7 protein-coding genes are annotated in these 7,118 nt (G+C 34.0%); 6 read left to right on the top strand and 1 reads right to left on the bottom strand.

What is annotated here, in order from left to right; translation table 11 throughout:
* The first annotated feature begins 65 nt into the window (after positions 1-65).
* The 6 genes from AAIE21_RS27305 to AAIE21_RS27330 all read left to right on the top strand — a co-directional run bounded on the left by AAIE21_RS27305 (position 66) and on the right by AAIE21_RS27330 (position 6,444).
* Positions 66-542, top strand: coding sequence for a PH domain-containing protein (locus AAIE21_RS27305; protein ID WP_343269583.1), 477 nt, complete (start codon positions 66-68; stop codon positions 540-542).
* Positions 535-1,944, top strand: a complete 1,410-nt coding sequence (locus AAIE21_RS27310; RefSeq protein WP_343269584.1) for a PH domain-containing protein — start codon at positions 535-537, stop codon at positions 1,942-1,944. Before AAIE21_RS27305 ends, AAIE21_RS27310 begins: the two co-directional genes overlap by 8 nt.
* A 645-nt stretch (positions 1,945-2,589) precedes the next feature.
* Positions 2,590-3,042 carry a VOC family protein gene (locus AAIE21_RS27315; protein ID WP_343269585.1) on the top strand — a complete coding sequence of 151 codons (453 nt, stop codon included), beginning with the start codon at positions 2,590-2,592 and terminating at the stop codon, positions 3,040-3,042.
* 287 nt (positions 3,043-3,329) lie between these two features.
* Complete coding sequence (locus AAIE21_RS27320; RefSeq protein WP_343269586.1) at positions 3,330-4,718, top strand: transglutaminase domain-containing protein; 1,389 nt, start codon at positions 3,330-3,332, stop codon at positions 4,716-4,718.
* A gap of 419 nt (positions 4,719-5,137) precedes the next feature.
* Positions 5,138-5,524 (top strand): VOC family protein, encoded by a 387-nt coding sequence (locus AAIE21_RS27325; protein ID WP_343269587.1) that lies wholly within the window; start codon positions 5,138-5,140, stop codon positions 5,522-5,524.
* A gap of 581 nt (positions 5,525-6,105) precedes the next feature.
* A complete protein-coding gene (locus AAIE21_RS27330; protein WP_343269588.1) occupies positions 6,106-6,444 on the top strand; it encodes a hypothetical protein in 339 nt (112 codons plus the stop codon).
* A 73-nt stretch (positions 6,445-6,517) separates the two neighbouring features.
* On the opposite strand, the gene AAIE21_RS27335 is transcribed toward AAIE21_RS27330, so the two are convergent.
* On the bottom strand, positions 6,518-6,736 hold the full coding sequence (locus tag AAIE21_RS27335; protein ID WP_343269589.1) for a penicillin-binding protein: 219 nt from the start codon (positions 6,734-6,736) through the stop codon (positions 6,518-6,520).
* Between the last annotated feature and the right edge of the window lie 382 nt (positions 6,737-7,118).

Raw genomic sequence — 7,118 nt, forward strand, 5'->3', positions numbered from 1 at the left:
AATTTTCTGTAAAATAGTAGAATGAGAGAATTCATATATTAGATTACTAGATTTGGAGTGATTAGATGCAGCCATTGGAAAATGAAATTCATCCTGATATGGTCAAAGTTTGGAAAACTCGTGTTTTAATTGAGCTGGGCATAAGTGTGTTAGTCATCCTTGCGTATCTCTTTTTCATGATTAAGTTTAATTGGTGGGAATGGATTTTTTATACACTGATTGGAATTACGATTGTGTATACACCGTTTGAGTATTTTCTTTTCCAAAAAATACGTCAGCGTTATCATAGTTATCAATTAAATGAAGAAGAATTAGAGATTCAGCACGGTATGTTTACAGTTAAACGTGTATTAGTTCCAATGATTCGTGTACAGCACGTTACAATTGAGCAAGGCCCAATTATGAGAAAATACGATTTAGCAGAATTACAAATTTCAACAGCGGCTACTTCTCATAGTATTCCAGGATTGAAGATGAGAGAAGCAGAACAATTGAAGCGTCAAATTGGAGAACTTGCGAAGGTGAGTGATGAGGATGTATAAGAGGCAGCATCCAATCACGATATTATTGGAATTAAAAATAAAAGACTTTATACCATTTATTATTTTTCTGTTTAGTTTAAAAGGGAAATTCCCATTTTGGTATTTAGTGCCGTTAGGTTTTTTAGGGATTTCCATTATCTCAGTTATTGTGAATTGGTACTATAAAGTATATTGGATTGAAAATAATGTACTGCACATTAAACAAGGATTATTTGTAAAAAAAGAAAGTTATTTAAATAAAGAACGTGTCCAGACGATTAATACAAGTTCAAGTATGTTATATCAAATATTAGGTTTAACGAAGCTCAAAATTGAAACAGCTGGCGGTGGTGATGAGCCTGAAGTTAGCTTAGCTGGTATTAAGAATGATGAAGCAAAAACATTAATTACGATGTTAAATGAATCTACAGAGGAGCCTGTGGAAATACAAGAGGATGCTGTAAATGCTAGTTTGGAAGAAGAGCATAAAACGGAATATAAGTTGACTTGGAAAGAGATTTTATTAGCTTCTGTGACATCCGGTCAATTTGGTTTGTTGTTCTCTCTATTATTCTTTGTTTACTCCCAAGTAGATGAATATATCCCAAAATGGATTGAAAAAAGGGTGGAAACATATGTAATGGATAATGATGTGTATGGCTGGATTTATATGGTCGCGATCTTGCTTGTTGTTTCGTGGATTGTATCCACGTTTGGCTACGCTTTAAAGCATGCGAACTTTACCGTACATCGTAAAAATGATGAAATTCGCATTTCACAAGGGCTTCTTGAGAGAAAAGAGCTTGTGCTGAAGCTGCATCGCATTCAAGGTATTACGATAAAAGAAGGGATATTCCGTCAACCATTTGGCTACTGCTCTATACATGTAGAGGTGATTCAAAACAATGAAAAAGGTGAGGAGAATGTTACGCTTCACCCGGTTATTCGGAAAGACCGCGTCGCAGAATTACTCGCTCATCTGCAGTTGCCATATGAACTAAACACGAATGTTACAGCACTGCCAAAGACGGCACTACGTCGCTATTTGTTAGAGAGTTTTATTTTCTTTTGTATATTAGCAGTCCCGATTACAGGCGCAAGTATATATTTTGAAAAATACTTTATGATTTGGACACTGTTACCTTTGTTTGGATTACTTATGTCACTTGGTTACGCAACGTTTTGTGCAGGTGCTTACAGAGTAGATGGGGAACAATTGACGATGGTGTATCGTAATATTGCTAAATATACGGGACTCGTGAGAAGAAGGCATGTACAGTCAATCGAGAAAACACAGTCTTACTTTCAGCGCGGAGCTCAGTTATGTTCACAGACTTTTTCTAGTGCATCCACAAATTATAAATTAGAGCATACGCGTTTAGAAGATGCAGAACGTATGCAGAATTGGTATAAGAATAAGTAGAATATATGAAAAAAGTAGCACAGACGATATTTTTCGTTTGTGCTACTTTTCTTTTTCCTGAAAATTTTTTGTTTTTTTAGTAACAACTCAAATACATTATAAATATATTGATTAATTTTTAGGAGATGAAGTTGTAAAAACTTCATAATGAAGGTCGAATAATTATTGTTGTAATTCAGGATATGGATTTACAAACTTTATTTTCTAGAGTAATTGAATAGCTTTTAAAAGATATTTTTTCGTTTTCGGGAACAATCGATTTTTTAACTTGATGGCTATGTGACAGTACCCATAGCCATCAAGTTAAAATTTCAAAGTACTCCCATAACGAAAATTTTATATTTTTGTAGATAGATTTGAGAATTAAGCTCATTTTTCCATTTTGGAAAACAATATACTTAACTCGCTAGCGATGTATACACATAATCAGATTATTACCTGTCGTTAGTCGAAGAATTATCAGTATACTAACCATTTCGACATTCCTCAAAAAACTGCCTATATCACAATGTAGTCCCTTAGTTAAATCCTGTTAATTTTTCGAGAAGCTTTTTTGAAAAGTTTGGTTTTAACATTATCATACATAGAGTATGTATGATAATGTTTAGAAAATGGAGAACTTACTATTAAAAGGAGGGGCTTTAAATGAAGGTTAATAGCTTTTATCCTGTAATAACGACGGATCAAGTTACGAAAAGTGTAAGTTTTTACAAACGTCACTTTGGATTTGAATCGGTGTTTGAATCGGATTGGTATGTCAGTCTGCGAAAATCGGAAAATGAGATTCCATTTGAGCTTGCGGTACTGAACGCTTTCCACGAAACAATTCCCTCACATTCTCGCAAGCTTGTAAATGGTCTGATTCTCAACTTTGAAGTTGACGATGTCGATAAATGGTACGAGAGATTAATCATCCAGGAAAAACTCCCCCTGCACCTTCCATTGCGAAATGAAGAGTTCGGTCAACGCCACTTTATCACAAGTGACCCAAATGGAGTGTTGCTAGATATTATAACGATTATTCCTCCTTCAGAAATTCACCAGGAGCAATATACAGAGAAGGTTTGGGATATAGATGACAGTGAGGAAAAAAGGTAAGAAAAAACAATCCAGTTAACTAGTTTAGATAGTTAATTCATTGACACACAAGGGAATGATAAAAGCTATTTTCTTTCCAATCATTTTTTATGCAATATCGCATAAAAAATGATTGGAATTTTTGTTATAATAGCATAATTGTAGACTTCAAATCTCGTTTTTAGTCGCTAATATTGTCTATGATAATTAAGTGAATTTGAATTTTGAATATTTATTTTAGTTTTGCAACGCCCCTAGTGTTAAGGCTTGATAGATAAATAGGTCAAGAGAAGGGGAATATTGGATTTATGAAACAGAATATAAAAGTTTTAGCTATGGCAGTTGGTCTAACAGTTATGGGATCAACAGTAGCCACTTATACAAGCGCTGATACAGGTTGGAAACAAACTGGATCAGTATGGAATTACTATAATGGAAACGGTGTGAAGCAAACAGGTTGGCAGCAGGTAAACGGAGCATGGTACTACTTTGGCGGAAGTGGTGCAATGCAAACAAATTGGCAGTCGGTAAACGGAGCATGGTATTACTTCAATGGAAGTGGAGCGATGCAAACAGGTTGGCAGCAAGTAAACGGAGCATGGTATTACTTCAATGGAAGCGGAGCAATGCAAACGGGCTGGCAGTCGGTAAACGGAGCATGGTATTACTTCAATGGAAGCGGAGCAATGCAAACGGGCTGGCAGTCGGTAAACGGAGCATGGTATTACTTCAATGGAAGCGGAGCAATGCAAACGGGCTGGCAGCAGGTAAATGGAGTATGGTACTACTTTAATGGAAGCGGAGCAATGCAAACGGGCTGGATCCAAGATAATGGTAAAAAGTACTACCTTGAAAGTAATGGTGTTTGGAATCCAAATGCTATATCCGCCAATAATAGTTCACGACCTGACGGGCGACTATTGGACGCATTTCAAAATGAAATAAAAACTCATATTAATAATCAAGAAGAAAATATAACGATGACATACAAATCCAAAAACTCTAATATTGATGAGGTTATGGATGCACTTGTTAAAGAATATGACAAGGCAGTCGAATCTAACGAATACTTGAATTATAATATTGCACGTGCGCAATATTCTGTTCGTGGTATCCCAGGGAATTATACGTTTACAGTACAGATTACATACCGTGAATCTAAAGAACAAACGAACTATGTAAAGACACAAGCGAAATCAATCGTTAAGTCCATTATCAAAGCTGGTATGGATGAACACGAAAAAGTAAAAGTAATTCATGATTATGTCGTAAAGCATGTTTCTTATGATACTTCTTTCCAAGCTTATACAGCATATGAAGCTTTAGCAAACCGTTCTGCTGTTTGTCAAGGATATGCATTATTAACGTATCAATTGTTAAAAGAGGCTGGAATAGAAAATCATATTGTAACAGGAACTGGAAATGGACAACCACATGCTTGGAATCAAGTGAAAATTGAAGGGAAATGGTACCATCTTGATACAACTTTTGACGATCCAATTCCAGATGTGCAAGGACGAGTAATGTATTCATACTATAATTTATCTGATGAACAGATCGCTAGAAACCATCAGTGGGATCGTAATAAATTTGCGCCAGCAACAACAACCTATGCTAATGAATTAGCGAAAAAAATCCAGTCGGGTAGCTCAAAATCAGGGAAATACCAAGAGATTTTAAAAGTCATTAAACATTAAAATTTATGTTTTGATGTAAACGCTTTAAGACACTTACTTAGGCATACGGATATTATGGACCTACAAAGGTGAGTAATATCCACATGAAAAAGTACATGTATTCACGTAGAGGGTGTTGCAAAACCAAAATGAATATTCTTATCAATAAAACTAGTTAAACATAAAATATATAGTGATTCAGTTTTTGTGATAGTAGCGGCTGTTGGAGCTGTAATTGAGAAGTCAAATCATTACTCCAAAAACGAAATAATACCATTCTTTCTGTATCAAGATAGAAAGTGTTGACTGATAACCATATTGTTTCATTTGTTATGAGAATAACAAAGCTAAATATAAAGGAATATTGAAATGGGTAACGAAATGTTCAATGAATGACGATGGTGTTGACTCTTCAATAATATTTTCAGGAGATGATTGATTTGAAGTTGCTGCAAATAAGACTTTTGGTCAAAGATTTTAAGAAAAGTGCCATGTTTTACAGAGATTTATTGGAATTTCCAGTGAGTTGGTACGAGGAAAACATGGAATATGCTCTTTTCAATAATGGGGAAACGAAAATTGAGCTTGTATCTCGAAAAGTGATGGCTGAATTGGTTGGAGAAGAAAATAAGCCTTTAGAAGCTGAGTCTCAATCAAAATTTTTGCTGCAATTTGAAGTTGAAGATGTCGATCAGACTTATAACCGTTTTAGAGAAAAAGGAATTGAATTTGTTAATGAACCGCATGACCGTAAGGAATGGGGAGCGCGTGTTGCACATTTTCGTGACCCCGACGATAATTTAATTGAAATATATAAAATGCTGTAATTTGATTGGTCAAAATAGGCTTAGGTTAAACAACACAAGTAACACAGTTCAATTTATTTGAACTGTGTTACTTGTGTTTATAAGAGTAGAACTCTTATAGGAAACAAACAGAAAAGACAGTGTTTTTTATGTCATGAGGTATTAGATGAACGTACTTCTTTATTTCCACAAACTCTCCAACAGCTGGCTAAAAGGGTAGGGAGTAAGTATCAAGCTGAAAGTTTCATAGCGCTAAAAAGGTATATGTGAGAGTTATTCCTTTACATTTCTACGACTGTACTAAAGATGGGCATAACAAATAAACTTATTAAATAGGTATTTCAAAAAATGTTATGCAACTTTGAAACGAATGTATAAAAGATTTTATATTAAAAAAGAAACAGAAAATCTCAATCCCTCTAGAATCCTTGTTCAATCACTCTTTTTTATATAATTCATAAATTAATGTGAAAGGGGGTAATCATATAGTAACTTTACTACAATTAATTAGACCATCCGCATTTAGAGCTGTAAAAGCATGTAACCAGAAGATACTTACATCACAATTTCAACAGATTACGTATGAAACTAAACAATTTGATTTGAAAAGTGAGTATAATATATCCGATTCAACCTTTGTTCCTACAAGAAAGGGAGTATATGTTATTACTGCAGGTGCAGCATTTCTTGCTAAATTTCCTTTTGATACTTCTCGTACTATAACAATGTTAATACGTGTAAATGATATCGATATTGTTAAAGAAGATCACTATTTTGTGCCAAAATTAGTTGGACGCCCTCATGCCGTAAGAGTAAGTACGATTCTACAATTAAATAAAAGGGATAAAGTTCAAGTATGGACAATTATTAGCGGAGGAAATATGACCATTTTGAATAACGCAGGAACAAGTTTTGAAGCAGCTAGATTTTCATCTCCATAAAATTGCATCAGTACAATCACAATTAACTAAAAATAAAAAAAGAGCTTTTTTCAAAGCTCTTTTTTCTATCTAATTATTGAATTCGAAGTGCTAAAATATCTCCACAATCTAAAACAATTATAGTTCCTGGTTCTGTTGTATTATCTACAAAAGTTGCACAAAAATTTTCCATATTGAAATTAACAAAAATAACGTCTTCGATTGTATTTCCACTTAAAAAAATATCTACTTCTGTACCTAATGGTAAAGTTACTAACTGTTCGCATACGCATTTATCATGATTATTACCCATTTAAAAACACCTCCTTCTACAAATATTGAATTCATTCTATTCTATGCTTAAATACAAGAATTGCTTGTTTACTAGTCTATATTCCAAAGAAGTAGTATTTCACTATCATATACAGGCTTTTATACAAAAAAGAGAACAGGGAAAAACTGATTTTTGCTTAAAGAAAGGAGCTTAATTCCTATAATTTAAATATGGAGAAATAAAAATTTCGTTTAGGGGGTACTCTAAGATATTAGATTGATAGGTAGGGGTACCGCCACACATCCATCAACTTAAGGTATATTTTCATACAAAATGCGGTCTTTTCATATAGTTTATTATTATCTTTTATAGATTTTATAAAAGTGGGCATATCAAATAAACCCTGACGGGTTTCAATTTT

The organism is Paenibacillus sp. 102 (genome assembly GCF_039549175.1).
Lineage (GTDB): Bacteria > Bacillota > Bacilli > Bacillales > Bacillaceae_G > Bacillus_A.